The organism is Paenibacillus humicus NBRC 102415 (genome assembly GCF_004000905.1).
GTDB lineage: Bacteria > Bacillota > Bacilli > Paenibacillales > Paenibacillaceae > Paenibacillus_O > Paenibacillus_O humicus.
Window position 1 is genome coordinate 235,174 of sequence record NZ_BIMD01000001.1, and the last position, 26,908, is coordinate 262,081.

The window sequence follows — 26,908 nt, forward strand, 5'->3', positions numbered from 1 at the left end:
AACGATAAAAAAACCAGCTTTTGCCGACGGGATCGGCTGAAGCTGGTTTTTTTTGTCATGCATAGGATGAGCGGAACTCCGTCGGGCTGAGTCCCGTTTCCTTGCGGAAGCATTTGGCGAAATAGTGGGTGTCCGGGTATCCGGTCCGTTCCGCGACATCCTTGATGCTGAGGGAGGTGGAGGCAAGCAGCTTGCGCGCCATGTCCATCCGTTTGCGGCTGATGTATTTGGCCGGCGGCATCCCGAAGTGCTTCTTGAAGTACGAAATGAAATAGTTCGGGTGGAGATGAAGGGAAGCCGCCAGATCGTTGATGCTCAAGCTTTCCTGCAGATGGGATTCCACATAGTCCTGGATGATGCGGATTCTCTGCATGTCCTCGCTCCGATGGGTGAGCACCTGCACCGGGATGCTTTCCAGAAAGGAGGACAGGATTTCCAGCATGACCGCCTTCTCCCGGAGAAGCGAAACGAGGGAGGGGCTGGAATGCAGCTCCGCCAGCTCGGCGAACAGGCTCTGCATCCGCTGCGGGTCCGGCGCATCGATGCAGAGCGGGGCGTCGATCCACTGGAACAAGTCGAACGGGCCGACGCCGGCATTGAAGTGGCACCAGTATTTGGAGAAAGGCGGCTTGTCCGCGACAGCCGAATACGACTGCTTGACGAAGGCCGGCATCAGGCACAGCTGGCCCGGCTTCGGAAAGCACTCCCGGCCGTCCACCTGGAGCCAGCCTGTCCCGTCCAGGATGAAGTAAAGCCGGTTGAATTCCGGCACGAAGTCCAGATCCCGCCAGTCCGCCGTGCACTGGGTGCGGTGGGCGACCTGAACCCGAACCTGCAGATTGTCGAGCAATTCCAGCAGAGTGGATTCTTCTTGTCGAAGCATGATTCGTCCAGCCCCATTGCTTAGTTTTGTCCCCTAATCCCTTAGGAACTTCCATTCTCCCCCTCGGAACCGCGAACTATAATCAGTGTATCAGATTCCGGGAGGGACATCGATCATGACCAATAACCACAAGCCGGCTTTGCTCACAGACGAACAAATGAAAGCCTTTATCCGCGACGGAGTGCTGCTGCTCCAAACCGACTTTCCGCAGGAGTTCCATGACGGCCTGGTGTCTCAATTGAACGAGGTTTACAACGAGGAAGGCAATCCCGGCAACAACATTCTGCCCCGGATACGGGACCTGCAGAAAGTATTCGACCATCCGGTCGTGACCGGCGCGCTTACCAGCGTGCTCGGTCCCGATTACCTGCTGCACACCCACCGCCACGGCCACTTCAACGCCTCTCCGCAGCCGGGAGGCTGGCATAAGGACAGCTACTGGGGCTACGACCGGATGAGAAACCATCATCCCTGGTGGGCGATGATCATGTATTTCCCGCAGGACACCCCTGTCGAGCTCGGACCGACAGGGATCTTCCCGGGCACCCAGCTGCTGGAGTCCCGCATGTTCGAGGACGAGAATCCGAAGGAGGAAGTGACTGCGCAGGGCGGCGCCGGCACCTTCGCTCTCATCCATTACGACATCTGGCATCGTTCCACAGCCAACGTGCTTGGCCAGCCCCGTTATATGCTGAAGTTTGAATTCATGCGCACGACGGCGCCGTCGGCTCCATCCTGGGACTGCCGGAATCCGATCTGGGCGCCTTCGAAAGAAGCGGCAGCCGCGGAATCTCATCAGGCTGTCATCTGGGAAGAGACGTGGAACTGGCTCTCCGGACGAATCGGCAGCCTGGCCGATACGCAGCCGGACGATGCGGAAGCCGTTGAAAGGCTTGCGGCCGCTCTGGCAGGATCGGATGAGCGCTCAGCCCTCAACGCGGCTTACAGCCTGGCAGCCAGAGGCCAAGGAGGAATCGCCGCTCTGGAGGAGGCTCTCCGGCAGGAGAACAGCCGAATTTCCCGATTGGCTGCCTACGGCCTGTCGGCTGCCGGAAGAGGATCGGTCGCCGGCCTGCAGGCAGCGCTTGACAGTTCCGACGCCGCGACGGTCTGTCATGCCGCATTCGCCCTTGGCGAGCTGAGAGAGCTAGCCGGAGCTGCGGTACCGAGGCTTGCCGCGCTGTTATCCGGACAGTCGGCCGAGGTTCGCCGCCAGGTCGTCGATTCGCTCGGAATGATCGGAAGTCCGGCGGAGCGCATCGTGCCGGCGCTCATCCGGGGCTTGCGCGACGAGGACAATCAAGTGCGGTTCATGGCGGCTCTCTCGCTGCTGCGCTTGAAGGGAGCGGCGGCGGATGCCGTGCCTGAGCTGGCTGAAGCTCTGCAGGATCCGAACCGCTATGTACGAGGACATGCGGCGGAGGCTCTTCGCTACATCGACAGCCCGGAAGCGCGGGAGGTTCTGTTCCGCGAGCTGTTCAACCTGCGCTGGTGCTCCGATACGACCAAGGTCAGCACGTTCTGATCGCAGGCTCTGTCTGACTGCACAACTCAGCCCGATGCGGATGAAAGGAAGCAAGGTCACGAAGGAATGTTCAGGAGCGGCATGAAGCCGCTCCTGTTTTTTTATGCGCCTGTAGGAAAAACAACGGGCTTTATCCAATTGTAATATAGAGATTAAGAAAGGGTGGGGAACAAATGAATTCTAGACATGAGGTGTTGTTCCAACAGCTGCACGCTTATCGAAGGGAGCTCCTGGAGCTTGCCGCGGAGGTGACGGAAGCGCAGGCCGAGGTGATTCCGGCTGGCTTCAACAATAACATCCGTTGGAACCTGGGCCACATTTTCACGGATCAATACGCCTGGATTCATGCGCTCACTCAAGAGGAGCAGCCGGTTGCCGCAGCCTTCAATCTGTGGTTCGGATACGGCTCAAGCCCGTCCTCGTTCACGACGGAGACGCCTTCCTTCTCCGAGCTTCTGCAGATGCTTGAGCAGCAGCCTGCCGAGATTCAAGAACGATATCAGGATCGACTGGATGAGGAATTACCGCCGACCGAAATGGGGATGCACACCGTCGAGCAGGTGCTTATCCGTACGATTTTTCATGAAGGGCTGCATATCGGAGCTATTCAGGCTCTAAAGAGACAAGCAGTCGAGAGAGCGCAATAGGACAGACGACAAGACTGCGCAAAAGGATAGGCGACAAGACGGAATGGACATGAAATCTCAACGAAACGATGCCTTTTAAGGGATTCCAGCCTGCAAAAAAGACATTATTCGCGGTTAAATGTTCGTTCCCGAATCAGGAAACGAACCGCCGAAATCATCGCCATCCGCTTTCGTGTCCGATTCACCCGCCGGTTCCTCTTATCCGGGCGATTGGACCGTGAAAAGCGTCGTCGCCTCATCGCCAGTATCCACGAGCCGGACAAAAGCTTGATCGGAATGGAGGCAAGGGAGGCCGCTTCAACCCCTGGGAGATTTCGGAGCTTTGGGTAGAGGAGCTGCGCCGCTCTTTCCGCGCACGCCGGTAATTTGATTATGATTCGCTGCGGGCTGGGAAGAGAAAATAATGCAGATGGAGCGGCATCCGCTTAAGACAAGTATATCCGCTGCAGCCGAGGTCCCAGCCTGCTGAGCACCTCGTTCACAATCGTTCCGGCGGATGCCGCCACCTCTTCGGCCGCAATGGCTTCGGCTCCGTCCCGGCCGATCAGCGTAGCGGCATCTCCTTGCCTGACTCCTTCGATCTCCGTCACGTCGACTGTCATCTGATCCATCGAGATGCGTCCGACGATTGGCGCGCGCTTGCCATGCAGCAGAACCGAGCCGCCTGTCTCCGCCAGCCTTCTCGGGATGCCGTCGGCGTAACCGATCGACAGGGTAGCCAGCACAGTGGCGCGGGAAGCCGTGAAGCCCCGATTATATCCGACCGCTTCCCCGCATTCGACCCGGCTCACCCGCGTCACGCTGGCCTTGAGGGAGAGAACCGGGCGCAGCTCGATATCGGCCGGAATCCGGCCTTCCGGAGCGGAATTCAAGCCGTACAAGGCAAGGCCTGGACGCGCTGTGTCGAAGCTCCATCCGAAGCCGTTGAGAATGCCGCTGCTGTTCTGGATATGGAGCCTGCCCGGGTCATGTCCTGCGGACCGGATTTTCGCCGCGACTTCCAGCAGCCGTTCATATTGGAGCCGGGTAAAAGCCCGGTCTTCCTCGTCGGGACTGTCCGCGCATGCCAAATGGCTGAAAGTGCCGATGACATGCAGATGGCTGTGTCTGTACATCGATAAAATTTTTTCCGTATGGCCGAACGGCTCTCCGAGGCGGTTCATGCCGGTATCGATCTTGATATGGACGTTGATTCTCTTGCCGAATGCCTGCAGGCGCTCGGCATCTTCCGCGCTTACGACGGTCTGCGCGAGATCGGCATGAAGAAGCTCGTCCAGCCGGTCCGACGGGGTGTAGCCCAGAACGAGAATCTCGCCTTGGATGCCTTGCCTGCGCAGGGCGATCCCTTCGTCGATCTCGGCCACGGCAAAGGAAGAGATGCCGGCACTGTACAGCCGCTCGGCTACCGGTGCAGCTCCATGGCCGTAAGCATTCGCCTTGACGACAGCCATCAAGGCGGTGCCCGAAGGAAGGATGCGCTGCAATTCCTTCACGTTATGGTCCAGATTGGCCAGGTCGATCTCGGCCCAAGCGCGGCTGCGCGCGGCGGTTGTGCTTTTGAGCTTGGTGAGCATGATGACACCTCCTAACGATAGAGCCGCAGACGTTGCAGCGACCGCGATGAAATGGATCAGGCTGTTGCCGATGAGCAGAGCCTGCAAGCCAAGGAGCTTGGCTGCTCCGCGAACGGCAACGATCATCCATGGATGAACGACGTAGATCCAGGTGCTCAGCTGCCTGAGAAGAAGGCTTTTCTTGCCTCCCAGCCTCAATAGCAGATGGAAGAGGCTGTACATGGCAGGAACCAGAAAGACATACATGGCTCCCAGACGGGCGAAGTCCGCTTGCTTCAGCCAGATCCCTTCAATCAGAGTGAGCGCGAGGAAGAAGAGGAATGCAACGGCCAGCTTGGGAGCGGAAGCGGGCGGAAGAGACCGTTGCGCAGCGCCGGCTCCCATCGCAATGAACAGCGGAGCGAACCAGATGCCGTTGCGCGTGTAGTCCGACCAATGGAACGAGGAGTTGAAAACCGCGGCAAGAGCGGGGCTTACGGACGCCGTAAGACCAAAGTAGCTGTCTCCAAGCAAGCCTATGGCATACAGTCCGGCCGCAATGCCTATGACAGCCTTGCCGGGAAGCGCGGCCTTCAGCCCAAAGACGATGCCGACTCCGATCATGAGAGCGGGCAGGTACCAGAGATGATAGAAGGTGCCGTTGAAGAAGAGGCCGCTGACATAAGAACCGAAATTCCGGGATGAGTTGAAATCCCCTGAATACACATTAAGGGGCAGATAAAGGAGAATTCCCACCGCGTAAAGGAATCCGATCCGGGACATAAACTGTTTCAACGCGGCCCATCGGGACGGCTTGCGGGGCAGCGAGCGGAAGAAAAAGAAGCCGGAGGCCATGAAGAAAAAGGGAACGGCAACCCTTGACAGAAGTCCGCTGAGCAGGAAATCGGCAAACGGACTGTACGTCGTCAAAGGGCTGGTATGGTTGGCAACGACGAGCAGGCCGGCCAGGAGCTTGAACCGGTCGAGGCTGCCGAACCTGGCTTCAGCCGCCATGCCGTTTTCCGCCCGGATACGTCACCGTCACGACGAATCCGCTGCAGTTGTCGCCGGATATGCGCCAGCTGCCTTGATGCGCCGCCGGAATCGGAACCGAGGTCAGCTCGCCGGCGGCGGCCGCATAATAGATTTCAAACCTGTTGCCGAACGCGAGATGGTTGTCTCCGCCCGCAAACTGGCGGATGAACCCTGCATATTCCTCCAGGCACATATTCTCCCTCTCCATGATGGCCGCATGAGGAAAGCCGACATAGCGGTAGTGCCATGGCTCCCCGGCAATTCCCGTAAGCGATGACTTGCTCTCCTTGTATCTCTCGATGAATCCGTAATCGGCCGCCAGTCTCTTGAACCGTCCGCATGCTCCCTCCGTGGGGAACGATGGACGGATATAATCCATGCCGTCGGACGCCAGGCCGACATCGACGGCAAGGCCGGTCTGGTGCTCGCTTGCGCCTGGCCTTGCCACGTAGCTTTCCGTAAAGGCGATCCCGTTTTCCCGTATGGAATTGTCGTACAGGTTCTGCTGCGCCTGCTTGGAACGGTAGCCGCTCACGACCGCGATGCTGTCCAAGCCCCGGCATGCTGCCAGCAGGGCGGCCAGCTGCCGTCCGCATTCGCACTCCAGGGAACGGGTCGGCTCTTCCGCGTTGAAGGCCTGGATCATGCCGGATGGAAGCGGCGCCAGCTTCATCTCTTCCGTCCTGACCGGATAATTCCGATTGACGAGAATCAGATAGCCTTCATGCATCTGCTTCAAAGGGACCCGCACGCTCTCTGCCAGGGCTGATGCCGGTTCGGATCGCCATGGCGGACTTGTATCGGCCTTCATATACGCGGTTCCTTCAACGCATCATGGATCAAGCGGTCGAGCAGCTCGGGAAAGCCGATTCCCGCTTCGCGCATCATGCCGGGATACCTGCTCTTCTCCGTAAACCCCGGAATCGTATTGACTTCATTGAAATACAGCCGTCCGTCCTTCCCGAGGAAGAGATCCACCCGGGCGAGTCCGCTGCATCCCAGAATCCGGTAGATGCGCAGCGCCATTTCTTTTGCTTCCCGGGCTGTGCCTGCGTCGATGCGGGCAGGGAGATGGATGGAGGCCGTGCTCAGCGAATATTTTTCCGCATGGTCGAAAAACTCCCCGTGCAGCGCGATTTCATCGAGCTCTCCGGCAATCGGATCCTCATGGCCGAGTACCGAGCATCCCAGCTCGAAGCCCTCGATATGCCGCTCGATGACGAGGCGGCTGTCGTGAGCCCAAGCTTTCCCGATTCCGGCCAGCAGCTCGTCCCGCCCGTGTGCCTTGGTGATGCCGATGGACGAGCCTGACCGCGAAGGCTTGACATAGAGCGGATATCCGAGCTGTTCCGCAGCCGCGACGGTATCTTCCATCGAATCGCCGGCTATGGCGCTGACAGATGGAGGGACGTTGATTCCGTCGGACTGAACGATGATTTTCGCCATCGTTTTGTCCATGCATACCGCCGAGGACAGCATGCCGCAGCCTACGAACGGAATGCCGGACAGCTCGAGAAGGCCTTGCATCGTGCCGTCTTCTCCGTTTTTGCCATGCATGACAGGGAAGAGGGCGTCGAGCGGGGTGAATCGGAATTCCGTGCCTGCAAGCTCGATCAAGCCTGGAAAAGCGCGGTTGGCGGACAATACAACGGGTACGCAGCTTGGATGCGACCTCCAGCGGTCCTCGCGGATCGCGCTGGAATCGCCGCCGTACCGGTACCATTCTCCTTGTCTGGTAATGCCGATCTTAACGATTTCATAGCTGTTCCGGTCCAAGCTGTCTATGACCGCAGCTGCGGAGGAAAGGGAAACTTCGTATTCAGTCGAGCGGCCGCCGAAAATGATTCCGATCATGGATCTTTTCATATGATTGTTTCACTCCTATGCATGTTTGCAAGCAGGACGATGGGCTTATTGTTCTCTTGCATGGATGTAGGAAAGACGGAGATAAATAAAAAAATGTATCAGGCGGAGTCCAAACAGACTTATAATCCAATCCATTTCATCAAAGGTCGAGCCCTTTTGCCGCGCCATTCGGGCTTTACGCCAAAAAAGGCCCTCTGCCTCGAACAACAAGCAGAGAGCCTTTTATGGAATTCAATGTGGCGTGCAGTCAGGTCAGCTATGTCTGGACGGTTTCCAGTCATATCTTTTTTTGCCTTCCGAAGCGGCCGGTTTCGCCGCTTCAATCGATTTGCCGGTCGTTGCAGCTACGGAGGCCTGCTCGTCCGATTGAGGGAGATCCACCGTACCGCTGCCGCCAGGAAGGACATGACGAGCGGTCACAAACGTGTTGTCCCAAGTACTGCCGGCAAATGTCGAGACGGTGACGCCGATGCCGACACGGTAAGTATGAAGCAGCTTGCCGTCTCAGATGTAGAGGCTCACGTGGTTGATGACTCCGTCCCGATTCGTATCCGAGAACACGAGATCGCCCGGCTGCAGCCGGTCCTTCGCCACCGGCGTGCCGACAGCGGCTTGCTGCCTGGACGAGCGGGGCAGATCGATGCCGTTTTTCTTGAAAATATATTGCATGAACGAAGAGCAGTCGAAAGCATCCGTTGATCCGGAGCTTGCCCCGAATTTGTACGGCACGCCCAAGTATTGCATTCCCGTTGCAACAACAGCATCGGCTGTGGAAGCATTCGCATTCCCATTTGCAGCCGCAGCATGAGTCGTGCTCGGATCCAAAAGCATAGCTCCGGAAAAGGCCATGGACAGGCTCAGCGCAACGCCTAGCAGCTTGGTTCTCACTCGATGGTTGCGAGGTTGCATGGTTGAGTTCCTCCCGCTCGGTATAGTAGGTTGATGATGGCTGTCGTGATCGCCTGGGAACACCATAACACAGCCGTAATCCCCACTACTTCCCAATGTGGACGAAAGTCCTGACCGCCCTTGCGGTTGAGCCCGTTTGTTAGAAAACCATGAGAAAAAAATCATCCAGGCCGTATTGACGATGAGAAAAAAGCCGGATCGCCAAGGCGGAGCCTGAAAGGGAAGCCGCCCGGAAATCCGCGCATCCTTGCGCTTCCCGCCAAAGAACGGCTGGAAAAGCTGTAGGCAGACAAGCCCATCTCTTTTATACTTAGTGGAAATATGGAAATCCTAACCGAAGGAGAACAAACATGTCCGAGAAAATAGCCTGGTCAAGCGGAGAATGGCTGACAAAGCCGTTGTCCTGGGAAGAAATCGATGGCAAGCTTCATGTGGAGGCAGTGGAAGGAAGCGACTTCTGGCAAAAAACGATGTACGGATTCCAGCGCGACAGCGGCCACTCCCTGCTTGCTCCATGGAATGGCGACAAGGCCATCGAGGTCGGATTCCGCCTTGACGGCATGGATCATCTGTACGATCAGGCAGGACTCATGCTGTGGAGCCATTCGGAGCAATGGATAAAAGCCGGCATCGAAATGAACGACGGCATCCCGCATGTGGGAGCCGTAGTCACTTCGGGACTGTCGGACTGGTCGCTTTCCCCGGTTCCGGAATGGGCGGGGGAAGTCGTGACGATCCGGGCATCCCGGCTGGAGGATGCGGTCATTGTGAGAGCGAGAACGGAGCGTCATCCCTGGAGAACGATCCGCGTCAGTCCTTTGCCGAGCCGCGAAGATTGGCAAGCCGGTCCCTTCCTCTGCGCGCCTACGAGCGGAGGACTCAAGGTCGCCTTCACCCGATGGGTGCTGGCCGAGCCTGATACGGATGTCCATGTCGAGCCTGTCGAGGACTGATCCCATCCGCCAGAAGCCCAGGGATCCCGCCTCGTTCCGGAGGCAGGATCCTTGGGCTTTTGTCTCATCTACGTAATCTGCTGCTCCATTGCCATCAGGCCTTCTTCTCCAGAACAAGCGGAGAGATCGGCAGCGTATGCCGGATATCCAGCAGCTCTCCATAAGCCGTTATGAGGACATCGGCCATGGCAAGGTCCTGGTTGCCGGATCCCGGATTGCGGAAGCCGATGCATCTCATCCCTGCGCTCTTCGCCGCCTGGACTCCATTGCGCGAATCTTCAATGACGAGACAGGAGGCAGGCTCCGCATTCAGCAAGCTCGCCGCGCGAAGGAAAATATCCGGCGCCGGCTTGCCTCGATCGACTTCCTCGCCGCTGACCACGACGTCGAAGTACTTGCCGAGCCCGGTGCGCTCCATGATGATCTCGATCAATGCCCGAGGGGAGGAGGAGGCGACAGCGAGCGGAACTTGCCTTTCCTGGAAATACCTCAGCAAGCATTCGACATCGGGCATGGCCTCGAGACGTTCGTGCCGGGCCAGAGCCGTCAACACCATTTCCTTGTGATGGGACAAAACCTGCTCGAGTCCGGCGTGGATCCGATGCTTGTCCAACACCCGCCGCCACATCGTTTCCAGCGTAATGCCGACATAGCCATGATGCTCCTCTTCATCGACGGAAGCGCCGAAGTGGAGAAACGAGCTTCGCTCGATTTCGAAATAAATCGGCTCGCTGTCGACGAGCACGCCGTCCATATCGAACAGCACCGCCTGTATCGGGCTTTCTTTCCAATCGGATAGACTCCATGCGTTCATGGCTTTCTCTCCCTTGATTCCCAGATTGATTGGTACGGATCAGCTGGATTGAAGAATGACCTTGATCGCATGGGAGGACGCACTGAGCGTTCTTTCGTTCAAGTCGCATCCGAGAGCGTGAAAGGCTTCCTTGTACCGGTCCAGCGGAAACGTATGGGTAATGATTTCTTTGGCGGGAACGATGCGCTGCTCGATCAAGTAATGGGCGGTCGAAAAGGTTCCCAATGAATCGATGGAGCCGATGATTTTCAAGCTCCGGTCCACGATTTCCTTCGGATTGAACGTGCTTGTGCCGTCTCTTAAGCCGACCAGCATCAGGTAGCCGCCGTTCGCCAGGTTGGAGATGACCTGAGTGCCGACCACGCCTGTCGTGTCTACGATCAGGTCGACCTGCCGCCCCGACGGATCGGCCGCCTCGACGGCTGCCTGGAACGAATCATAGGCTTCCCAGCGAGCCGGAGCGATCGAGCCCGCCTTGAGCAGCCTTTCCTTGGAAATGTCCACCAGAGAACCCGTTACGCCTTTCGATGCGAGCGCATGGCTGTACAGAATGCCGATCGGCCCGGCACCCAGAACGATCGTCCGGAAGCTGGGAAGAAGGTTGATTTGGTTGATGCCGGTCAGAATGCAGCTGAGCGGCTCGGTCAAGGTCGCCTCCTCATAGCTGACATGGTCCTGCAGCTTATACAGAAAGCGGTCTTCGGCCACATAATAGTCGGTGAAGGTGCCGTCGGCGCTGACGCCCGTTTCCGTGACGGATTTATGGGCGCAGTGATTTTGCCGTCCCGTCCTGCACATCCCGCACTGGCCGCAGTAGTAGGTCGGATCGATCACGACCCGGTCTCCTGGCATAAGCGTCGTGACGGACTTGCCGACAAGGACCACTTCTCCCGCCGATTCATGGCCGAGGATGATGGAGGACGACGCCTGATATTTCCCGCTCACGATTCCGAGATCCGTGCCGCATACGCCAGTGGCCTTGATGCGGACCAGCACCTGGTTATCCTTCTCGATGGCCGGTACGGGCCTTTCTTCGAGAGCGACATCCCAAGCCGAATTGTACACCAATGCTTGCATCCGTTTCTCCTCCTCAACTGTATTCAAGACTGTCCAGAACCGAGTCCAATCTGCCGACGATTTCCACGAGCTCATCCGCGGTGACCGTCAGGGAAGGCCTCACCTTCACGACGTTGCCGAAGCCGTACCGCGATCCTCTCAAGATGAGGCGCTGATCGCTGAATGCCCGCTCGATGGCCGCATTTGCCTTCGCCACATCGGGAGCGTCCTCGCTGTCGACGATTTCAAGGCCCCACATAAGCCCTACGCCGCGCGCTTCGCCGATGCACGAGTGCTTTTCCGCCAGCTCGCCCAGCAGCTCGCCCAATATTTCGCCTTTCAGCTTCACCTCGTCAAGGAAGCCCGGCTCGGACACGACATCCAAGGTTGATTTGGCGGCTGTAACCGAGATCAGATTGCTGCCGGACGTGAAGGAATGCTCATGCTTCTCCAGCACATCCAAGCGGGATTGCATCAGCACCGCCGCCACCGGCACGCCGATTCCGCCGAGCCCTTTGGCAAGGGTGATCATATCGGGACGGATGTCGAAGAGCTCGCTTGCAAACATGTAGCCGGTGCGGCCGATGCCGGTCTGGACCTCGTCGGCGATAAGGATGAGGTTGTATTCATCGCATAATTTGCGGAGGCGCTCGAAGTAGCCGTCAGGGGGGATGATATTCCCGCCATTGCCCAGAATGGGCTCGATAATCATGCAGGCGACCGATCCCGAGCTCGCATATTCGATATGGTCGGAAATGGCTTCGATGCATTGAAACCCGCAATTCGGGCGCGAAGCGTTGAAGGGGCACCGGTAGCAATAGGGAGCGGGCACATGCAGGGAATTCGCGGCGGCGGAGTTGGGGAATTTCCTGCGCCGGAAAGCGTTGCCTGAAATGCCTGTCGCAAACTGGGTTTGGCCGTGATGGGACAAGAACAGGCTGATGATATCCGTGGACTCGGTATACTTCTGAGCGATTTTCGTCGCGCATTCGTTGGCGGTGGAGCCGGTGATATCCCGCATCCAGCCGGCATTGATCCCGTTGGGAGCATATTCGACCAGATGATCCAGCACTTCATTCACATAAGGCTCGGTAAAAGAAGAGGACATATGGGTAAGGTTGCCGACCTGCTCCTGCACTTTTTCCACGACATAGGGATGGTTGTAGCCGAGAGAAAGGTTGAAGGTGCCGGATACTCCATCGAGGTATTCGGCTCCTGAATCATCGATCAGCTTGATTCCTTTTCCGTACCTGAACCGGTCTTTTGTCAAGGTTTGCATGAGTTTACCTCCACTATGAATAAGGATGACTTCGTCGGAGCCCCACGTAGTTGCGCATCACCTCCTCAACAATGACCTTTCGATTGAAATCCGAAGTCCCTACAGCTCCTTGCCCGGCTGGATCAGGGGAACGCTTCTATGCGCGGCGCTCCATTTATCAGCCAGACCAATGGACAAAAGCAGCACAGCACTAAAGCCCGCAAACAGCCAGATCGTATGGATGGCGGCGCCTTGGGCCATGCTCCAGCCGATCAAATATTGCAGAACCGCGCCGCCTATCCCGCCCGAAGCGATCAGGATGCTGGTTGTTTTTTCGGTCTGTCCGGGAAGCAGTGTATCGGCATACACGAGAGCGATGGAGAACAGCCCCGACATGCATAGACCGACTCCGAACACGAGCAGATAGGGAGCCCATTCGCTGGAGATGACGGCCATGGCGGAGAGAAGCAGAAGCGTTCCAGCTGCGCTCCAGAACAAGAAAGGGATATATCGGATCGACTCCGCGATTCTCCCTACGAACAGCCGGCCGATCACCATGGCAGCCCACAGAATCGTAACGCTCAATGAAGCTGCGGAATCCTTGGCATGAATCGTCTCGATGAAAAGAGAAGGAAGGAAATTCATGAGTCCCAGCTCCAAGCCCATATAGACGAAGAAGAAAGCCGCGAATAGAATCAAGATCCGAAGGCTCCTTCCCGAATACCGGAGCTTCCGATGGCCGGGTTCCGCCGGTCCGGCTTCATGAATACCTGCCGAGCTTGAGCCGGGAACCTTGCTCCAGAGCAGCAGCAGCAGGATGGTCATGGCCGAAAGGGTGAAAAAGGTGAAGCGCCACAGTTCGAGGAAGATGTACAGGCTGGCCAAGGCCGGAATCAGCAGCGCGCCGACACCGAAATAAACGTCCAGCTTGGTCATCGCAACCGCTTTTTGTTCTTCCGCGAATTCAATCGTGAAGGCTCCGATGGTGGATTCGATCATGCCGGAGCCGAAGCCTGCGGCTATGGTCATGATGAGGATCCAGGTCCAATCGGGCAAAAAGCCCATCACGAAATACCCAACGGCAATGGATGCCAAGGCCAGGATCAGCAGCCTCTTCCGTCCTAGCCGGGCCGACATGACAGGAGACGCCATCACACCAGCCAAAAAGCCGAGAAACTGCAAAAACAACAACGTTCCGCCATCGCTGTAAGAGCGATTGTAGGCGGTCAATAGCTGGGGCAAAAGAGAGCCCAAAACAACGCTGGTAACACCGATCAGGAAGTAAAATCCGCAGCTTAAACGAAAAATTCTTCTCAACAATCAATCCTCCCGCTCTTTTTTTAGTTTACAAATGAATAACAATACCAGTTGTTATTTCATTTCAAAACTAGTACGTATTGTACATTTAGAACTTGTCCAAATTATATAGACCGATTGAATCAAAATAAAAATCGATTTTCATGTCGAAATGAATCGTAAATAGATGGATTAATATCACATTAATATTATTTCTTCACATGTTGTCGACAGAGCGCGAAAACCATTGGCCGAGCCTTCCTTCCTGAGGTTGACCAGACTGAATGGCATTTATAAAACGGGGAAACCAGTGCGGTTTCCTCTCATGCCGGTGTCATAAGCGGAAGAAAAATATCCAACTGGGACTGAAGGCTCTTGTGCAGCAAGGCCGGGGGAAAGGAACGCAGCAAAGGAATAGAACCGGCTTGATTCAGCGTGGAGCGCCGACGATGGCGACCCTATTCGACAAGGGCGATGACGGGCCGAGCGCTTCGAGGGCGCATGCCGACAACGCAGCGGGCGGACCGCAGACATAGTCTTGTCCATAGGCAACAGACAAAAACGTTCATCGCATGCCGTCGAAGGCATGAACGGGATGTCGATGCAGCTCGCTTGAAAGGCTCAAGAACGAAAAAGCGGATGCCCTATGGGCATCCGCTTTTTCGTTACTTCCATGGATGATGACCAGGAAGAAGGATCGGTTCCGGTTCAGTTCATGCGTGCAGCAGGCTAAAGACGGGAGGGCTTCGTGTATTTTTGATTGAACAGGGTTTGAAGGCCTCTGGCAAGCAGCTGGAATCCCAGAATAAGGACGAGGTAAGCGGCGAGAGGAACAAACAGGATCCATGGGTAGACGTCCAGGCTGCTCCGTCCGGCCGCGATCAATCCGGCCCATTCATTGGTGCGGCTGTTGTATTCGATCGGATCGAAGGTCATGACTGTTCCTCCAACGAACAGATGGAAGATGGCCAATTGCCCGAACAGAGTCAAGACGAGCACGATTTCCTGGACGATCAAGATCAGGAAGCTGTCCTTCAAGTGGGGAAAGAGATGGGCGCCGATCATTTTCCGGTGGCCCGTGCCGATTGATCGAGCAGCGAGGATGAACGGCTTTTCTCGAATAAGCTCCGTTTTTTCCTTGATCGAGATGACAACCGACGGAATCCCGACGGCGGCAAGCACTGCTCCCATCACGACGCACAACCGAATCGGCGAAAGGCTGGAATTGATCGATAATCCGGCCAGCAGCAGCCAAATGACCAAAAAAATCGGAATTCCATTCAGCAGCTTCCAGGTTGTCGCCGGCTCTCGGCGTTTTGCGGGCTTCCTGGCGAAGTAACCCAGCAGCATGCCCGCGATTCCGCCGAAAAACACTCGGGCAAAAGCAATCGCGACGGCTAAGAAAATCGTGTACTTGGCGCCAACCAAAATCCGGGTCATCAGGTCATAGCCGTAATAGTCGGTTCCAAGCGGATAATCCTTGCCTGGAGGAAGCGGCGGCGCAACAATCGTTCCTTTTCCGCTGCTGTCGACTGCATAATGAATTTTCAACGGCTCGTCCAAATCATGCCGGATAAAAAACTTGCCGAAAATGGCTGCGCCTATAATTGCCGTTGTGAGAATCAAACCTGCCAGCAGCGTTTTGTTCATCGAGACAACACCTTTTCCCATCCCCATAGATAAGTTTTCAGCAACGTATAAATAACGGCGTATAGAAGAAGCAGCGTGAGGAGTCCATTCACGACAAGCGGGAATTGGTATCCGCTATAGGAGTAGACATTGCTGAACAAGAGCATCGTCAAGCCATGCAGATTATACAAATACTCCACGATAAAGATATTCCCGATCAAAATTCCCAGAAACTTATGCAGATCCGCTCGTATGAAAGGAAGCACATTGGGAAGAGCATGATAGAAAACGATGTAGAGTTTCCTTAATCCGCGGGCTTTGGCAAAGCCGATATAATCTTCGGCCAGCGTATATGTCATCTGCATCGTTACGTTTCGAATCATATAGCTGGCCGGAATGAGAATCGACGATACGAGGGGAAGCACGATCGCAGGCTCCTTGACCGATAAGGTCGCGATTTGAAAAAGGACGACTCCGGTTTTCGATGCCACGAATACGACCAGAAATTGAAGGAGAAGGATGGATACGAAATCGGGCATCGCGCCCAAAAATTCCACGGTCCGCTTCAGCCATTCCGCACGGGATAACGAGAAATAGATTCCGATCAGGACGCCAATCGTCGTCCCGATCAGAGCTCCGCAGGCGAGATAACCGAATGAAATGATGAAATAGCTTCCGATCTGCTCCCAGAAGGAAAGCGTGTTCTGTCCGGATAGAAACCGGAAGGAATCGCCGGTCGGGATGCCGGAAAAATACGCCTTGATGCTTGCTGCGCCCTGAGGCCAATCGAGCCGGATAGAGTGGCTCCCGTCCGGCTGCAGCAAGAGAGGCAGCTCGGACATGATCAAGACGAGGATGAAGACCATTGGAATGCTTAAAACAATTCGGTTCATTTTTGACATCGCTATCGCTGGATTCCCTTCCTTTGGAAATTCCATTAAGTATATCTTTTAAATCCTTGAAAAGTCTAGATCCGTTTCGTTTCTATCGGCGGGAAGCCGTTTCCCGCTTGACTCTCTTCCATCTCTATCCTCTTGTGATAAAATAATCTAGCATTCAAAAGAAATAAAAGGGGAAATGTCGTCGATGAGAGAGTCGGGATGGAACAAAATTCGGAAAACGGCCTTGTTCGGCCTTTGCTTGCTGATGCTCGCAGCCGCAGGCTGTCAGGCGGTCGGAGGCCTGGACTTGAACGGCGCTATCGCCAAATCGCTTGCGACGCAATCCGGCGAAAGCCGGGGCAGCTTGATGCTGAGCGTGGATTTCAGCCGATTCGCCTTTGAAGATGTCAGCGCTCGCAGCGAGCAGGCAATGAAGCTGCTGGAAAATGTGCAGGTGCGCATCGATTCATGGAAAGTCGAGAACGAAAAGCGTCAATCGCTTCACGGCGCGCTGCTGTTCGGAAGCCGCAGCATCGGCTTTTCCGCACAAGCGGATGAACAGCAGGCCGTTATCCGGATCGAAGGACTTAAAAAGCCCTTGGTCATCCCTATGAATGACGAGGATTACAGCTACGGGGACAGCCTCGGCGCTTCCGCTGTCGGAATCGGCGGCTCGGTAGACCCGCTGCAATCCGCGCTGATCGGCCGCGAGCTGGTGGATAAGGCAGGCGGATTCTGGATCTCCAAGCTGCCGAACCCCGAACGCCTCTCCGTGCTTCCTGTATCCGCTGACGTATACGGCGGAGGCCAAGCAGCCTGGAAAGTGACGACAGAGTGGCAGGGCATGGAGCTTTGGAGCTGGCTCAAAAAATATGTAGCGGAGTTGGCGTCCGATCCCGACGGGCTGAATGAGTCCATCAGCGCCCTGTACGATGTCATTCTGGCGCATCCCGAGCTTGAAGCGGCCGACGACAACGGCGAGCCTTTGACCGCAGCGGGCAAGGACGAGCTCGTCGCCAGCGCGGTCGAGTCCATCCGCGACGGCCTTGCATCCGGTCTGGACAGCATGGACCAGGCGGAGGAGGAAGGGGGGCTCGAGGATCTGTTGACGAAGGGCTCCTCGCTCAAGGCGGAGCTGCTGCTGGATTCCTCTCTGCATATCCGCAGCTTGAGCGCTGCAGCCGTATGGCAGCCGGAGCAAGCCACGGTGGAGCGGGAGAAGCTTCCGATCCAAGGAATCAGCCTGGTTATCCAGCGGGAACAGTGGCATGTCAATGAAGAGGTGGCCGCGGACAAGCCGGCAGCCGGCAAGGACAGCTGGTCTTCGAATCGCTGGGCGGACGCCCCGAGCTTCCGGATCATGCAGGATTTCGATAAAGGAAGCGCCGCATACGAGATCCTCAAAAACGAGCTGCAAGCCGGCCGGCAAACGGCTCTGTTCTTCCCGTTCGGACCGGATTCGTTCATCCTGACGGCATCCGGACAATCGCTGGTGCCGCTGAGAAGCGTTGCGGAGCGCATGGGAGGAACCCTTATGTACGATTCCTCAAAGAAGAAATGGAGTCTGCAGGATGCTGCGACCGGCAAGACGGCTTGGTTCCAAAAAGACAGCCGGTCGATTCAGATCAACGGGAAAAACGCAGAGCTTTCCTATCCGGCAACTGTCGTGAGGGGCAGCCTGTACGTCCCGGCGAGGGATATTGCCCGTTTCCTCGGAGCTTCGATCAGCGTCCAGAAAGAAAGCTACACCCAATATGTCACACTTGAGCGCGAGGTCGGCTAAACGAGCTGCCGCAGCGCATGCCGGACGATTGGCCCAAGGCTTAACTCGCCCGTTTTGCAACCGATCGGTGATAGCGTTTCATGCAATGACAAAGAACGCGTTTCGGGATCAGGACAAGTCTTCCACGGCTTCCTGAACCGAACGCGTTCTTTTTTGCTTGCCCTTGCAGAACGGAGCTTCACATCACGGGACTACGGCACTTGGAGCTTCACATCACGGGACTACGGCACTTGGAGCTTCACATCATGGGCCTATGCATTTCGCCGCATCGCCGGCAGGGTGGCCGATCATTCGCTTATCTAGTCGCATCTCAGGCAAGGTGACCTAACATGGGCTTATCTAGTCGCATCGCGGGAAGGGTGGCCGATCATGGGCTTATCTACTGGCAATGCAGCCGGCGCGGCCCAACGAACGTTCACATCCGCGCCGTCGTCAATTGCTCCACCGTGCCTGCATGGCCTTCCGGCCATGTCACTTGAATGGCGATGTCGGATGGCGCTTCGATCCGAAGCGAAATATACTTCCCTGCAACCCGCCAGCTGACGTTGATCTCGCCTCCGTCCGGCAGCGGCACGACGCCTTCGGCCCAGCTCAAGCCTGCAGGCTGGGGAGCGATCTCTACGGAACGCCAGCCTGCCGACAGCTTGCGGACGCCAAGAATGGACGCGCCGAGGAAATACCCGGGAGCGGCCGACCAGGCATGGCAGTGGCTGCGGGTAAGCAGATCGGGATTGGCCCGGTTCTCCGCGAAATCGGGGTACATCTCCCAGCAGGTCGTCGCGCCATGCTCCAGCATCCGGCCATAGTGAAGGCGGATGTCGTCCAGCATGAGCTCATGGCGGCCCAGCTTGGAGAGCGCCTCATAATAGAAGAAGCTTATGAACGGGCTTCCGATCTGGACCCACTCAGCCGGCGGCTCCGCCAGGTATTGCTCCAGAGCGGCCAGGCGCTCTCCGTCAGCCGCCTCGCACAGGTAGGCAGCGACTTGAGTCTGCATGCTGAATACGGATGACCGCCTGCCGTCGGCATGGATGCAGTCCAGATAGGCCTGCTGCCGCTCATCCCAGAGGCTCTCGTTGACAGCGGCCTGCAGGGACGACGCCTGCTCCAGCCAATGATGGGCCGTGCCGGATTCGCCCGCGGTTTCGGCCAGCCGGGCCGCCTGGCGAAGCGCCTTGATCATGAACAGGTTCTGATGGGTGACGATGCCTTCGCCGGGCTGGTCGATCGGAGCCCAGTCGAGCAGGTTCCAGCCCCGCATGTTCAGCAGTCCTGAGCTGTCAATGTGGGAGGAATAGGCTTCGATCGTCCGGAGGATATGCGGCAGGATTCCGCGGGCGAACTCCAAGTCTCCCGTATGCTCCACGAACTCCTCGCAGGCGATGATCCAGAAGAACGTCCAGTTGGGAATGACGCTGCTCCAGCCGCTCGGCACCTGGTCCAAATACAGCGGCGTATCGGAGGCGGAGCCCGGAACCAGCTTCAGGCAGCGCTTCACGATCTCGGTCGCTCCGAAGACATAGTAGTTGACCAGCGCCTCGTTGCGCGCGTCGCCTACCCAGAACACCTGCTCGTACGAAGGGCAATCGACGAACGTATCTTCCATGCACAGCCTCGTCGTCCTGCGGCTGATGCGCCAGATCTCGTTCAGAAGGGCATCCGAGCAGCGGAAGCTGCCGTTGTCGGCTGCGGGATAAGAGCTTTGGAGGATATGAATCTCCTGCAGCAGAACGGGACGGTCTGCCGATCTTACGGTCAGGATCAAGTAGCGGCAGCCCCGCCGGACGGGGGACAAATAGCTCTGCCTGCCCTCGCGGCATATGTAGCGCAGCGTGTTGTCCAGTCCGTACGTATGCTGCCTGAAGTCATGCTGGATATGCTCGATGCCGTAAATATCCACGACCGTTCCTGCCGCAGCATCCAGCTCGAATCCGATGAAGCCGGAGCGCTGCTCGCCGAGATCGACGACAAGCTCGCAGTCCCAGCCGGGGAACAGCGGCAGCTCGGCCGGCTCCGGCACGGCCAGCACGGCGTTCTGAAGCGAGGCCGGCACGGCCAGCCGCTCATGCTCGCGCTGCCAGACGCTGAGCCCGAAGGCATCCTGCCCGGTAATCAGGCGGGGATCGATGCGGCGAAGCCAGCCTCTCAAATCGGGATCGTCCATAGAGACCTTGCCTGCCTTCAGGCGCGCATAGAGCGGATGATCGGTATCGAGCTCTCTGCCGGCTCGGTGATCGACATGCTTGACGGCGTCGAACGGTCCGATTGCGGAAAAAGGAGCCTTCGGGGAGGTCATTTCCGGTAATCGCGCAGCAGAAGCGGGATGGCGCCGCTCTCCTCCAGGCGCTTGCGCCGGAGCCGCAAGAGCGAACGGCACATCCGCATCCACGCCAAGATGGAAGCTGCTTCCGTGGTCGCCGGAGGTGACGTCGATAAGCAGCGTATGGGGGCCGGCGGCAAGCTCCAGATCGTAATAGCGTTCCGGCTGGACGCCCCGGTACGCATCGATGGAGACGCCGTCCACGACAATGCCCCCGGGCCGAGCTCCTCCGGGAAAACCGATCGTGACACGGCCCTTGTCCTCCAGCTGGAGCACAGAGGCCAGAAATCCGCAATAGCTGACAGGGTTGGCGTGGCCGGCACTGTCCGGAACCATGATTGTCCGCAGATCGATGGCAGCCATGAAGGCAGGAGGCTTGACGCGGCTCAGCCCGGCAATACGGGATGGATATCGCTTCTCTTCCGTCAAGAACGGGATGTCGCGGGATACGAGCTTTTTCCAGGGTCCTTCTCCGGCAGCGCAGACAGCCGCCGCAGGCGACCAGTCCATGAGCCGGGATGCTCCCGTCGTCCAGCCTTCGTCCTGCCCGCCGGCATCGATGACTTCGGCGAATGCCTGCTGGCAGGACATCCGTGGCGAGCTGGGCAGCTGGCCTCCGAGCAGGGCGGTTTCCCAGTCCCCGCCGGTAGGCAGGCTGATCCCTGAGGGGGTTTCGAGCTCCGCAATGAGACCGCCTTGCCCGCGCACATAGCAGAAGTTCGAGATGCCGAAGTGGAGCACAAGCACGGCAATCGCGTTGCGTTGGCCGGGCTTCAGCAGGCGGCCGATATCGTAGCTGTCGTAGGACTGCTCCTCCGGCCAACACCTCACCGGCCCGCGGCCGGTCAAGGCGCCGTTCACATAGAGGACGTAGCGGGAGTCGGCGCTGATGTGAAGGGCGGCTTCCTTCTCTGCAGAGAGAGGATGGTCGAAGCTGCGGCGGAAGCAGCGCCATTCGTTCCGCGGACTCGCTTCCAAGCCTCCCCATATCCATTGGGCTTGCCAGGTGCGCTCGGTCATGATTGCTCCGCTTCCTTTCGGGCTGGGATGGCCAAGCATGGCCTTGATGGCGTTGTCTTTTTCTTATTGTAAGCGCAGGCATTTGTAGAAAAGGGGTTGATCAGGCCAAATCGGTTGGTTATCCTGACAAAAAGGAGGGATTCGGATGGCGCAGCAGTCGGTTGCGGTCACGCCGGCGCATCTGTTCTTCGACGACAACCGCCCTTACTATGTCAACCGGGTATCGGAATCGTTCGAGCTGCAGCTGCACCGGCATGAATTCACGGAGATTTGTCTGGTGATGGAGGGAACGGGAGTGCATTACGTCGGGGAGCATTCCATGGATGTGCAAGCCGGGGATGTCTTTGTCCTGCCGCTCGGAACCCCTCATGTGTTCCGGCCCCGATCGACATCCTCCCGGTTTCCGCTCCTGATCGGCAACTTTATCCTTGTTCCCGGACAGGCGGAAGCAGCCCTGAGCAGCTTCCCCGGCCTGGACGAGCTGCAGTCGGCCCGGAGGGCGCTCAATCTGCTGCCCGGCTCACCGGAATGGTTCCGGCTGAAGGATGACAGGGGCGTTGTCCGCCGCATCATGGAGGAAGGACTGGAAGTGCTCCGGGATCAACGGCCGGGAGGAACGGCAAGACTGCATGCTCTGTTCATCCTTCTGCTGGCGGAGCTGGAGGAGCATTGCCGTGGAACAACAAAAAGCTATTGCCGGGAGAGCGGGAACCGCCCCGGAATCGAAGCCGTTATCCGGAAGCTGCGCAGCGATCCTTGCATCCCGTTCCGGGCGGAGGAGCTTGCCGGCGAGGCGGGACTCAGTGTCCGGCATTTCCACCGTCTGTTCGCCGAAGCGGCCGGCAAGCCTCTCAGCCGCTTCGTGCAGGAGCTGCGCATTCGTGAAGCATGCCGTTTGCTCCGCAGCACCTCAATGGGCGTCGAGCGGGTCGCGGAGGCATGCGGCTACCAGGACCGCAGCTTCTTCTCGGTCCTGTTCCGCCGGCATACGGGGCTGACTCCGCGGGAGTACCGGGTGCAGCGATAGCCCCGTTCAACTCCGCAGGTAAATAGGACCGCTACGAGCCGAAAGATAAGCCGCTTCCGATGAAGGAAACGGCTTATTCGGCATGCGCAGAATGGGGCGGACGCGCCTGTCGGCGGAATACGCCCGGCGGGACATGCATCATGGACGTGAACGTGCGGGAGAAATAGTGGACGGAAGAAAAGCCGGCCATCTCGGAAATCTCTTTGATCGGCAGCTCGGATTCATTCAGCAGGCGTGCCGCCTCGCGCACGCGCTCCCGGCGGATATAACCGGTGAAGCTCTCATGAATGCCGCCTGAGAACAGCCTCGACAGATGGCGTTCGGACACATTGAGCATCGCCGCCATCTCGGGCAGCGAGAGAGGCTTCGACAGATTGTCCCGGATGTACAGCTTGGCCCGGCGCAAAATCATGTTGTCGCGCGGGATGCCGGGTTTTGGCGCGGCTGCCGGCTCTCCGAAGAGCTCAAGGAAAGACAGCAGAAGTGCGGAAGCGGCTGGCGCAACCGCTGCTCCGGGGAGATTGTACGCGTTCTCTTCGCGGATTAGGAGAGATTCCCAGAGCAGCGCGGTCGGCGTCCGGGAGCCGTCTTCCACCCAGACTCTCTCTGCTTCGGCCAGAGCACGGAATGCGGCGAGAATTTCCGGATCCGTCTTCGCTTCATCGGGCTCAAAAGCGACAAACAGAAGGCTGAGGCCGTCTTCCGTAACAATCTGATGGGCGACGCCGGGACGGGAAAGGAACAGAGTCCCGCTCTGAAGAGGGTATGGCCTTCCATTGTCCGTATACGTCCCCTTCCCTCCGAGCACATAGCAGGCCTCGAAAAAGGAATGCTTGTGAACCGGATTGCTGTGCAGCCGCTCGTCGACTCCCCAATAGTAGATGACAAAGCGGGCATTCGGATGGATCGCTTCCATGATCCGGCTGTTCAGCATGACATCGCTTGCCTGATATCGGTACATCGGCTTGTCCTCCAGTAAATGTTGGCGTCAACGTGCAAAAACCAGACATCTATTCGCAAAGACGTCCATCGGGACTTTGACTATGATTATAAGCAAGAACCGCTTGAAATCAATCTTTACTTTTAAGGAGGAGCATGCATGATCGGTCAGCACGATGTGGATTTTTACAAAGAAAACGGGTATCTGCTCGTCAAAGGAGTATTCGGCCAGGCGGAAGTGGAGGAGATGCGCGAAGCGGTGGAGCGGATCATCCAGCGCGCCGCCCAGGCCAAGCGGGACGAAAACTCCGCCTGGCAAGGCGACTTCCTGCCGCCGGCGGAGCTGAAGAAGCTGGTGCTCAAAGGTTTCCACGATGTCCATTACCATGAGGCCTGCTTCACGCGGGCAGTCGTGCACCCCAATATGACAGCGATCCTGTCGCAGCTCATCGGACCCGACGTCCAGCTTCACCATTCGAAAATGCTCGTCAAGCCGCCGGAAAACGGGGCTGCCTTCCCTATGCATCAGGATTATCCCTACTTCCCTCATGAAAAGCATTCCATGCTGGCGGCAAGCGTGCACCTGGACATGGCGGACGAGAAGAACGGCTGCCTGAGGGTCGTACCGGGCTCGCACACGCAAGGCGGCCTGCCTCATGTCGGCTCTTACTATTTGAACCACAAGGAATATCCGATATCGGACGGACTGCCATGTCCTGCGGAGGCGGGAGATGTGCTGTTCTTCAACTACCTGACGATCCACGGCTCGGATGCCAACCGCAGCGAGCGCACGAGGCGGAACGTGCTGTTCCAATACAAGGATGCTTCCGATTATCCGACGGAAAATGTCCATATCGACTGGGGCTCGGGTCTTATGGTATGCGGAGGCAATCCGCGGTTCGACAAGGCGAAGCCGGACTTCAGCATCAAGGGTTAGGCTCCCGCAACCTGTACACGACGGCTTCGGCTGGGCGGATGCCCATATTTGCGCTTGTACATTTTCTCGAAATGAGTCAGCGTATTGAAGCCCGAAGCATAACAGATCTCGGATACGGGCAGGGAGGATGCCTGCAGCAGCGACCGGGAAAATTCGAGGCGCAGGTCGAGCAGATGCTGCTGGAAGCTGACGCCGAGCTGCTGGCGGAAGCATTCGCTGAAATAATTGGGCGAGAGGCTTGCAGCCTTGGCAGCCTGGCTGAGCGTCAACGGCTCGCGGAAACGATGCTGGAGATAGAACAGAGCCTGCTGAATGCTGGGGTGCAAGGGAGCTGCGGAAGCTTCGCCTCTGATCGCGTCCTTCTCGTCCCGGCACAGCATCAGCAGCAGACATCCCAGAAGGTTCCGCACGATCAGCTCTCCGGTCCTGCTGCTGCGGCTGTCCTCCTCATCCAGGATGGCGAACAGCTCTCCAGCCCGCCGATCTTCAAGCTTCATCAGCATGGGCGACAGCATGCGCCCGTTGAATAGAAGCGTCCGGATTTCCTCCGAAATCATCGATTCCTTGAAGATCAAATTGTAGATCTTGAGCGTAGACGCTTCCAAGGGACGAATTTCGTGAAAATCGGCCGGAGTCAGCAGGAACAGCGTTCCCTCGCCGATCGGGATGTCCGTTCCGTTGACACGGTTGACGCCGTTGCCGGAGCGGACATAGGTCAGCTCGTAAAACTCGTGCCAGTGCAGATGGCATGGCGTATCGAGCTCCTGCCGGAACAGGCAATGGGACGATTCCGCCATGTACTCGTCGATCGTCAAGCGATCCGGATGCTCCTTCAGTTCCATGAAGGGATCAGCTCCTTCGTTTCATTTATCCGGATTATACCGGAAGAGCGGGAAGACCGGAAGATATGCGTATCATTCCGTAAGCGAGGAGGAGAGGCCCAGAGGGAGGCAGAGCTACAATAAGCTCGAAGCCAGCTCAAGGGAGGAAGTCATCGACATGGAATCTACGATATTGAACCAAGAAGAAGTCGAGTCATACGGGGAGCGCGGGTATTTGCTTCATAAAAAGCCGCTGTTCAGCGCCGAAAAAATGCGTACGTTGACGGATATTTTCGAGGAGCAGCTCGCCATGAAAGGAAGCAAGCTGTCCGACGAGCTGGACACGCCTCATTTCCGCGACGAGCGGCTGCTCGACTTCCTGCTCAGCGATGAAGTCCTCGATCTTGTCGAGCCGATCATCGGCCCCAACATCGGACTGTGGTCCAGCCACTTCATCTGCAAAGACCCCTATGTCGGCCGGGCGACTCCATGGCATGAAGACTCCGCTTACTGGAAAGGCAGATTGAGCTCTTTCGACAAAATCGTAACCGTATGGCTGGCCATAGACCGAAGCTCGAAGGAGAACGGCTGCATGCGGGTGCTGCCAGGCACCCACGGCAACGGATTTTCGGACTATGAAGCTATTGACGGGACCAAGAATACGTTCTCCACCCAAATCAAAAACGTGGACGAGTCGAAGGCCGTTTATTTCGAGCTGGAACCGGGAGAATGCTCCTTGCACGATTCCCGGATCATCCACGGGGCGGCAGCGAACAGGAGCGAGTTCCGCAGATGCGGATATACGATGCGGTATTTTTCGACGGAAGCGGTAGTATACCCCGATAAAAATCCGGGCTTCAAAATATGGCTGGCAAGGGGCAGGAATATTGGCGGCAGCCATTTCGTAAACGAATAAGGAGTGAAGCTGGAATGCAAATCAAGCTCTTCCAGGCGTTGTGGGGGATGGAAGGAACCTATTCGGAGCTGATGAAGCGGGCAGCGAGGGAGGGTTATGCGGGAATCGAGGCGCCATTGCCGCCTCTTAATCTGGAGAGGGAATTCAAGGAGCAGCTCGCTGCACACAGGTTGTCCTATATTGCCCAGATCGTCACATCCGGGGATCACGCGACCTCGTTCGCCGCCCAGGCGGAACGCGCCGCTGCCTTTGATCCGGTGCTTATTGTTTCCCATAGCGCCAGAGACTTCATGCCCTTTTGGGAGCAGCTTCTATTCTTCGAAGGCGCGCTCAAGGTGGAGCGCTCGATCGGCATCACAGTCGGTCATGAGACGCATCGCTCCAGAGCCATGTTCACGCCCTGGAATACGTCGGCTCTCCTAAGGGAACTGCCGGATCTATCCATCACGGCGGATTTCAGCCATTGGTGCTGCGTAACCGAAACGATGCTCGAGGAGTTCGAGGAGGACTTGCGGCTTGCCATCGAACGGACGGTGCATATCCATGCCAGGCTCGGCCACCCGGAAGGCCCTCAGGTCGCCCATCCCGCCGCACCCGAAAACAAGGATGTTCTTCAAGCCTTCAAGTGTTGGTGGGATGCTGTTCTAGCCGGAAGAGAGCGCAGCGGCGCAGCCGTGGCGACGGTAACGCCTGAATTCGGACCGGTCGGTTATATGCCGTCGCTTCCGTTCACGCGTCAGCCGGTAGCGGATCTCCGTGAAGTCAACGATTGGATGGCAGGCTGGATCAGAGAAACGTATCCGTCTTCCTGAAGAGGACGCGTTGCATTTTGGAACCACG

Annotated in this window: 23 protein-coding genes; 9 read left to right on the plus strand and 14 right to left on the minus strand. The window is 57.4% G+C overall.

Annotation, left to right across the window (positions count from 1 at the left end; all coding sequences use genetic code 11):
- Positions 1–55: 55 nt before the first annotated feature.
- Entirely contained in the window at positions 56–883 is an 828-nt protein-coding gene (locus PHU01S_RS01090) for a helix-turn-helix transcriptional regulator (protein WP_049867366.1), read from the minus strand.
- A 115-nt stretch (positions 884–998) separates the two neighbouring features.
- Here PHU01S_RS01090 and PHU01S_RS01095 point away from each other — a divergent pair, with 115 nt between their 5' ends.
- Positions 999–2,408, plus strand: a complete 1,410-nt coding sequence (locus PHU01S_RS01095; protein ID WP_127505633.1) for a HEAT repeat domain-containing protein — start codon at positions 999–1,001, stop codon at positions 2,406–2,408.
- Between the two features lie 173 nt (positions 2,409–2,581).
- Positions 2,582–3,055: a DinB family protein gene (locus PHU01S_RS01100; RefSeq protein ID WP_127505635.1), complete on the plus strand. Its 474-nt coding sequence runs from the start codon at positions 2,582–2,584 to the stop codon at positions 3,053–3,055.
- 425 nt (positions 3,056–3,480) lie between these two features.
- Here PHU01S_RS01100 and vanT read toward each other — a convergent pair whose 3' ends face one another.
- The 4 genes from vanT to PHU01S_RS26950 all read right to left on the minus strand — a co-directional run bounded on the left by vanT (position 3,481) and on the right by PHU01S_RS26950 (position 8,238).
- On the minus strand, positions 3,481–5,622 hold the full coding sequence (gene vanT, locus PHU01S_RS01105) for a serine racemase VanT catalytic subunit (RefSeq protein WP_127505637.1): 2,142 nt from the start codon (positions 5,620–5,622) through the stop codon (positions 3,481–3,483).
- Entirely contained in the window at positions 5,612–6,382 is a 771-nt protein-coding gene (locus PHU01S_RS01110) for a M15 family metallopeptidase (protein ID WP_373864510.1), read from the minus strand. The genes vanT and PHU01S_RS01110 overlap by 11 nt, the downstream gene beginning before the upstream one ends.
- A gap of 68 nt (positions 6,383–6,450) precedes the next feature.
- Positions 6,451–7,509 (minus strand): D-alanine--D-serine ligase VanG, encoded by a 1,059-nt coding sequence (gene vanG / locus PHU01S_RS01115; protein ID WP_127505641.1) that lies wholly within the window; start codon positions 7,507–7,509, stop codon positions 6,451–6,453.
- A gap of 504 nt (positions 7,510–8,013) precedes the next feature.
- Positions 8,014–8,238: a C40 family peptidase gene (locus tag PHU01S_RS26950; RefSeq protein WP_307721769.1), complete on the minus strand. Its 225-nt coding sequence runs from the start codon at positions 8,236–8,238 to the stop codon at positions 8,014–8,016.
- Between PHU01S_RS26950 and PHU01S_RS26955 the strand changes: the two genes are divergently transcribed.
- Both PHU01S_RS26955 and PHU01S_RS01125 read left to right on the plus strand, forming a co-directional pair.
- Positions 8,177–8,317 (plus strand): hypothetical protein, encoded by a 141-nt coding sequence (locus tag PHU01S_RS26955; protein ID WP_307721770.1) that lies wholly within the window; start codon positions 8,177–8,179, stop codon positions 8,315–8,317. The genes PHU01S_RS26950 and PHU01S_RS26955 overlap by 62 nt on opposite strands.
- A gap of 451 nt (positions 8,318–8,768) precedes the next feature.
- Complete coding sequence (locus PHU01S_RS01125; protein WP_021877302.1) at positions 8,769–9,371, plus strand: DUF1349 domain-containing protein; 603 nt, start codon at positions 8,769–8,771, stop codon at positions 9,369–9,371.
- A gap of 94 nt (positions 9,372–9,465) precedes the next feature.
- Here the strand turns inward: PHU01S_RS01125 and PHU01S_RS01130 are convergent, their stop codons facing one another.
- The 6 genes from PHU01S_RS01130 to PHU01S_RS01155 form a co-directional block, all read right to left on the minus strand.
- Positions 9,466–10,185 (minus strand): HAD family hydrolase, encoded by a 720-nt coding sequence (locus tag PHU01S_RS01130; protein WP_049867360.1) that lies wholly within the window; start codon positions 10,183–10,185, stop codon positions 9,466–9,468.
- 39 nt (positions 10,186–10,224) lie between these two features.
- The gene (locus PHU01S_RS01135; RefSeq protein ID WP_049867359.1) at positions 10,225–11,262 is read right to left on the minus strand and encodes a zinc-dependent alcohol dehydrogenase; all 1,038 of its coding nucleotides are present in this window, start codon (positions 11,260–11,262) and stop codon (positions 10,225–10,227) included.
- A gap of 13 nt (positions 11,263–11,275) precedes the next feature.
- A complete protein-coding gene (locus PHU01S_RS01140; protein ID WP_048745405.1) occupies positions 11,276–12,520 on the minus strand; it encodes an aspartate aminotransferase family protein in 1,245 nt (414 codons plus the stop codon).
- A 99-nt stretch (positions 12,521–12,619) separates the two neighbouring features.
- On the minus strand, positions 12,620–13,816 hold the full coding sequence (locus PHU01S_RS01145) for an MFS transporter (RefSeq protein WP_127505643.1): 1,197 nt from the start codon (positions 13,814–13,816) through the stop codon (positions 12,620–12,622).
- Between the two features lie 708 nt (positions 13,817–14,524).
- Positions 14,525–15,445, minus strand: coding sequence for an ABC transporter permease (locus tag PHU01S_RS01150; RefSeq protein ID WP_049867356.1), 921 nt, complete (start codon positions 15,443–15,445; stop codon positions 14,525–14,527).
- The gene (locus tag PHU01S_RS01155; protein ID WP_164762935.1) at positions 15,442–16,317 is read right to left on the minus strand and encodes an ABC transporter permease subunit; all 876 of its coding nucleotides are present in this window, start codon (positions 16,315–16,317) and stop codon (positions 15,442–15,444) included. Before PHU01S_RS01155 ends, PHU01S_RS01150 begins: the two co-directional genes overlap by 4 nt.
- Positions 16,318–16,510: 193 nt before the next feature.
- Here PHU01S_RS01155 and PHU01S_RS01160 point away from each other — a divergent pair, with 193 nt between their 5' ends.
- Positions 16,511–18,088: a copper amine oxidase N-terminal domain-containing protein gene (locus PHU01S_RS01160; RefSeq protein ID WP_164762936.1), complete on the plus strand. Its 1,578-nt coding sequence runs from the start codon at positions 16,511–16,513 to the stop codon at positions 18,086–18,088.
- 415 nt (positions 18,089–18,503) lie between these two features.
- On the opposite strand, the gene PHU01S_RS01165 is transcribed toward PHU01S_RS01160, so the two are convergent.
- On the minus strand, positions 18,504–21,428 hold the full coding sequence (locus PHU01S_RS01165; protein WP_246029111.1) for a family 78 glycoside hydrolase catalytic domain: 2,925 nt from the start codon (positions 21,426–21,428) through the stop codon (positions 18,504–18,506).
- Between the two features lie 145 nt (positions 21,429–21,573).
- On the opposite strand from PHU01S_RS01165, the gene PHU01S_RS01170 reads away from it, so the two are divergent.
- Positions 21,574–22,455: an AraC family transcriptional regulator gene (locus PHU01S_RS01170; protein WP_127505650.1), complete on the plus strand. Its 882-nt coding sequence runs from the start codon at positions 21,574–21,576 to the stop codon at positions 22,453–22,455.
- A gap of 73 nt (positions 22,456–22,528) precedes the next feature.
- On the opposite strand, the gene PHU01S_RS01175 is transcribed toward PHU01S_RS01170, so the two are convergent.
- Complete coding sequence (locus PHU01S_RS01175; protein WP_127505652.1) at positions 22,529–23,416, minus strand: helix-turn-helix domain-containing protein; 888 nt, start codon at positions 23,414–23,416, stop codon at positions 22,529–22,531.
- 138 nt (positions 23,417–23,554) lie between these two features.
- On the opposite strand from PHU01S_RS01175, the gene PHU01S_RS01180 reads away from it, so the two are divergent.
- A complete protein-coding gene (locus tag PHU01S_RS01180; RefSeq protein ID WP_127505654.1) occupies positions 23,555–24,331 on the plus strand; it encodes a phytanoyl-CoA dioxygenase family protein in 777 nt (258 codons plus the stop codon).
- Here the strand turns inward: PHU01S_RS01180 and PHU01S_RS01185 are convergent.
- Positions 24,328–25,173 (minus strand): AraC family transcriptional regulator, encoded by an 846-nt coding sequence (locus PHU01S_RS01185; protein ID WP_049867352.1) that lies wholly within the window; start codon positions 25,171–25,173, stop codon positions 24,328–24,330. The genes PHU01S_RS01180 and PHU01S_RS01185 overlap by 4 nt on opposite strands.
- A gap of 157 nt (positions 25,174–25,330) precedes the next feature.
- Here PHU01S_RS01185 and PHU01S_RS01190 point away from each other — a divergent pair, with 157 nt between their 5' ends.
- Both PHU01S_RS01190 and PHU01S_RS01195 read left to right on the plus strand, forming a co-directional pair.
- Positions 25,331–26,068, plus strand: a complete 738-nt coding sequence (locus tag PHU01S_RS01190) for a phytanoyl-CoA dioxygenase family protein (RefSeq protein ID WP_048745987.1) — start codon at positions 25,331–25,333, stop codon at positions 26,066–26,068.
- A gap of 14 nt (positions 26,069–26,082) precedes the next feature.
- Complete coding sequence (locus PHU01S_RS01195) at positions 26,083–26,880, plus strand: sugar phosphate isomerase/epimerase family protein (protein WP_048745959.1); 798 nt, start codon at positions 26,083–26,085, stop codon at positions 26,878–26,880.
- Positions 26,881–26,908 lie beyond the last annotated feature (28 nt).

Coding starts and splice junctions, on each gene's coding strand:
- PHU01S_RS01090 (WP_049867366.1), bottom strand. CDS start 883: ATGCTTCGACAAGAAGAATCCACTCTGCTGGAATTGCTCGACAATCTG.
- PHU01S_RS01095 (WP_127505633.1), top strand. CDS start 999: ATGACCAATAACCACAAGCCGGCTTTGCTCACAGACGAACAAATGAAA.
- PHU01S_RS01100 (WP_127505635.1), top strand. CDS start 2,582: ATGAATTCTAGACATGAGGTGTTGTTCCAACAGCTGCACGCTTATCGA.
- vanT (WP_127505637.1), bottom strand. CDS start 5,622: ATGGCGGCTGAAGCCAGGTTCGGCAGCCTCGACCGGTTCAAGCTCCTG.
- vanG (WP_127505641.1), bottom strand. CDS start 7,509: ATGAAAAGATCCATGATCGGAATCATTTTCGGCGGCCGCTCGACTGAA.
- PHU01S_RS26955 (WP_307721770.1), top strand. CDS start 8,177: ATGAACGAAGAGCAGTCGAAAGCATCCGTTGATCCGGAGCTTGCCCCG.
- PHU01S_RS01125 (WP_021877302.1), top strand. CDS start 8,769: ATGTCCGAGAAAATAGCCTGGTCAAGCGGAGAATGGCTGACAAAGCCG.
- PHU01S_RS01130 (WP_049867360.1), bottom strand. CDS start 10,185: ATGAACGCATGGAGTCTATCCGATTGGAAAGAAAGCCCGATACAGGCG.
- PHU01S_RS01135 (WP_049867359.1), bottom strand. CDS start 11,262: ATGCAAGCATTGGTGTACAATTCGGCTTGGGATGTCGCTCTCGAAGAA.
- PHU01S_RS01140 (WP_048745405.1), bottom strand. CDS start 12,520: ATGCAAACCTTGACAAAAGACCGGTTCAGGTACGGAAAAGGAATCAAG.
- PHU01S_RS01150 (WP_049867356.1), bottom strand. CDS start 15,445: ATGAACAAAACGCTGCTGGCAGGTTTGATTCTCACAACGGCAATTATA.
- PHU01S_RS01155 (WP_164762935.1), bottom strand. CDS start 16,317: ATGAACCGAATTGTTTTAAGCATTCCAATGGTCTTCATCCTCGTCTTG.
- PHU01S_RS01160 (WP_164762936.1), top strand. CDS start 16,511: ATGAGAGAGTCGGGATGGAACAAAATTCGGAAAACGGCCTTGTTCGGC.
- PHU01S_RS01165 (WP_246029111.1), bottom strand. CDS start 21,428: ATGACCGAGCGCACCTGGCAAGCCCAATGGATATGGGGAGGCTTGGAA.
- PHU01S_RS01170 (WP_127505650.1), top strand. CDS start 21,574: ATGGCGCAGCAGTCGGTTGCGGTCACGCCGGCGCATCTGTTCTTCGAC.
- PHU01S_RS01175 (WP_127505652.1), bottom strand. CDS start 23,416: ATGTACCGATATCAGGCAAGCGATGTCATGCTGAACAGCCGGATCATG.
- PHU01S_RS01180 (WP_127505654.1), top strand. CDS start 23,555: ATGATCGGTCAGCACGATGTGGATTTTTACAAAGAAAACGGGTATCTG.
- PHU01S_RS01185 (WP_049867352.1), bottom strand. CDS start 25,173: ATGGAACTGAAGGAGCATCCGGATCGCTTGACGATCGACGAGTACATG.
- PHU01S_RS01190 (WP_048745987.1), top strand. CDS start 25,331: ATGGAATCTACGATATTGAACCAAGAAGAAGTCGAGTCATACGGGGAG.
- PHU01S_RS01195 (WP_048745959.1), top strand. CDS start 26,083: ATGCAAATCAAGCTCTTCCAGGCGTTGTGGGGGATGGAAGGAACCTAT.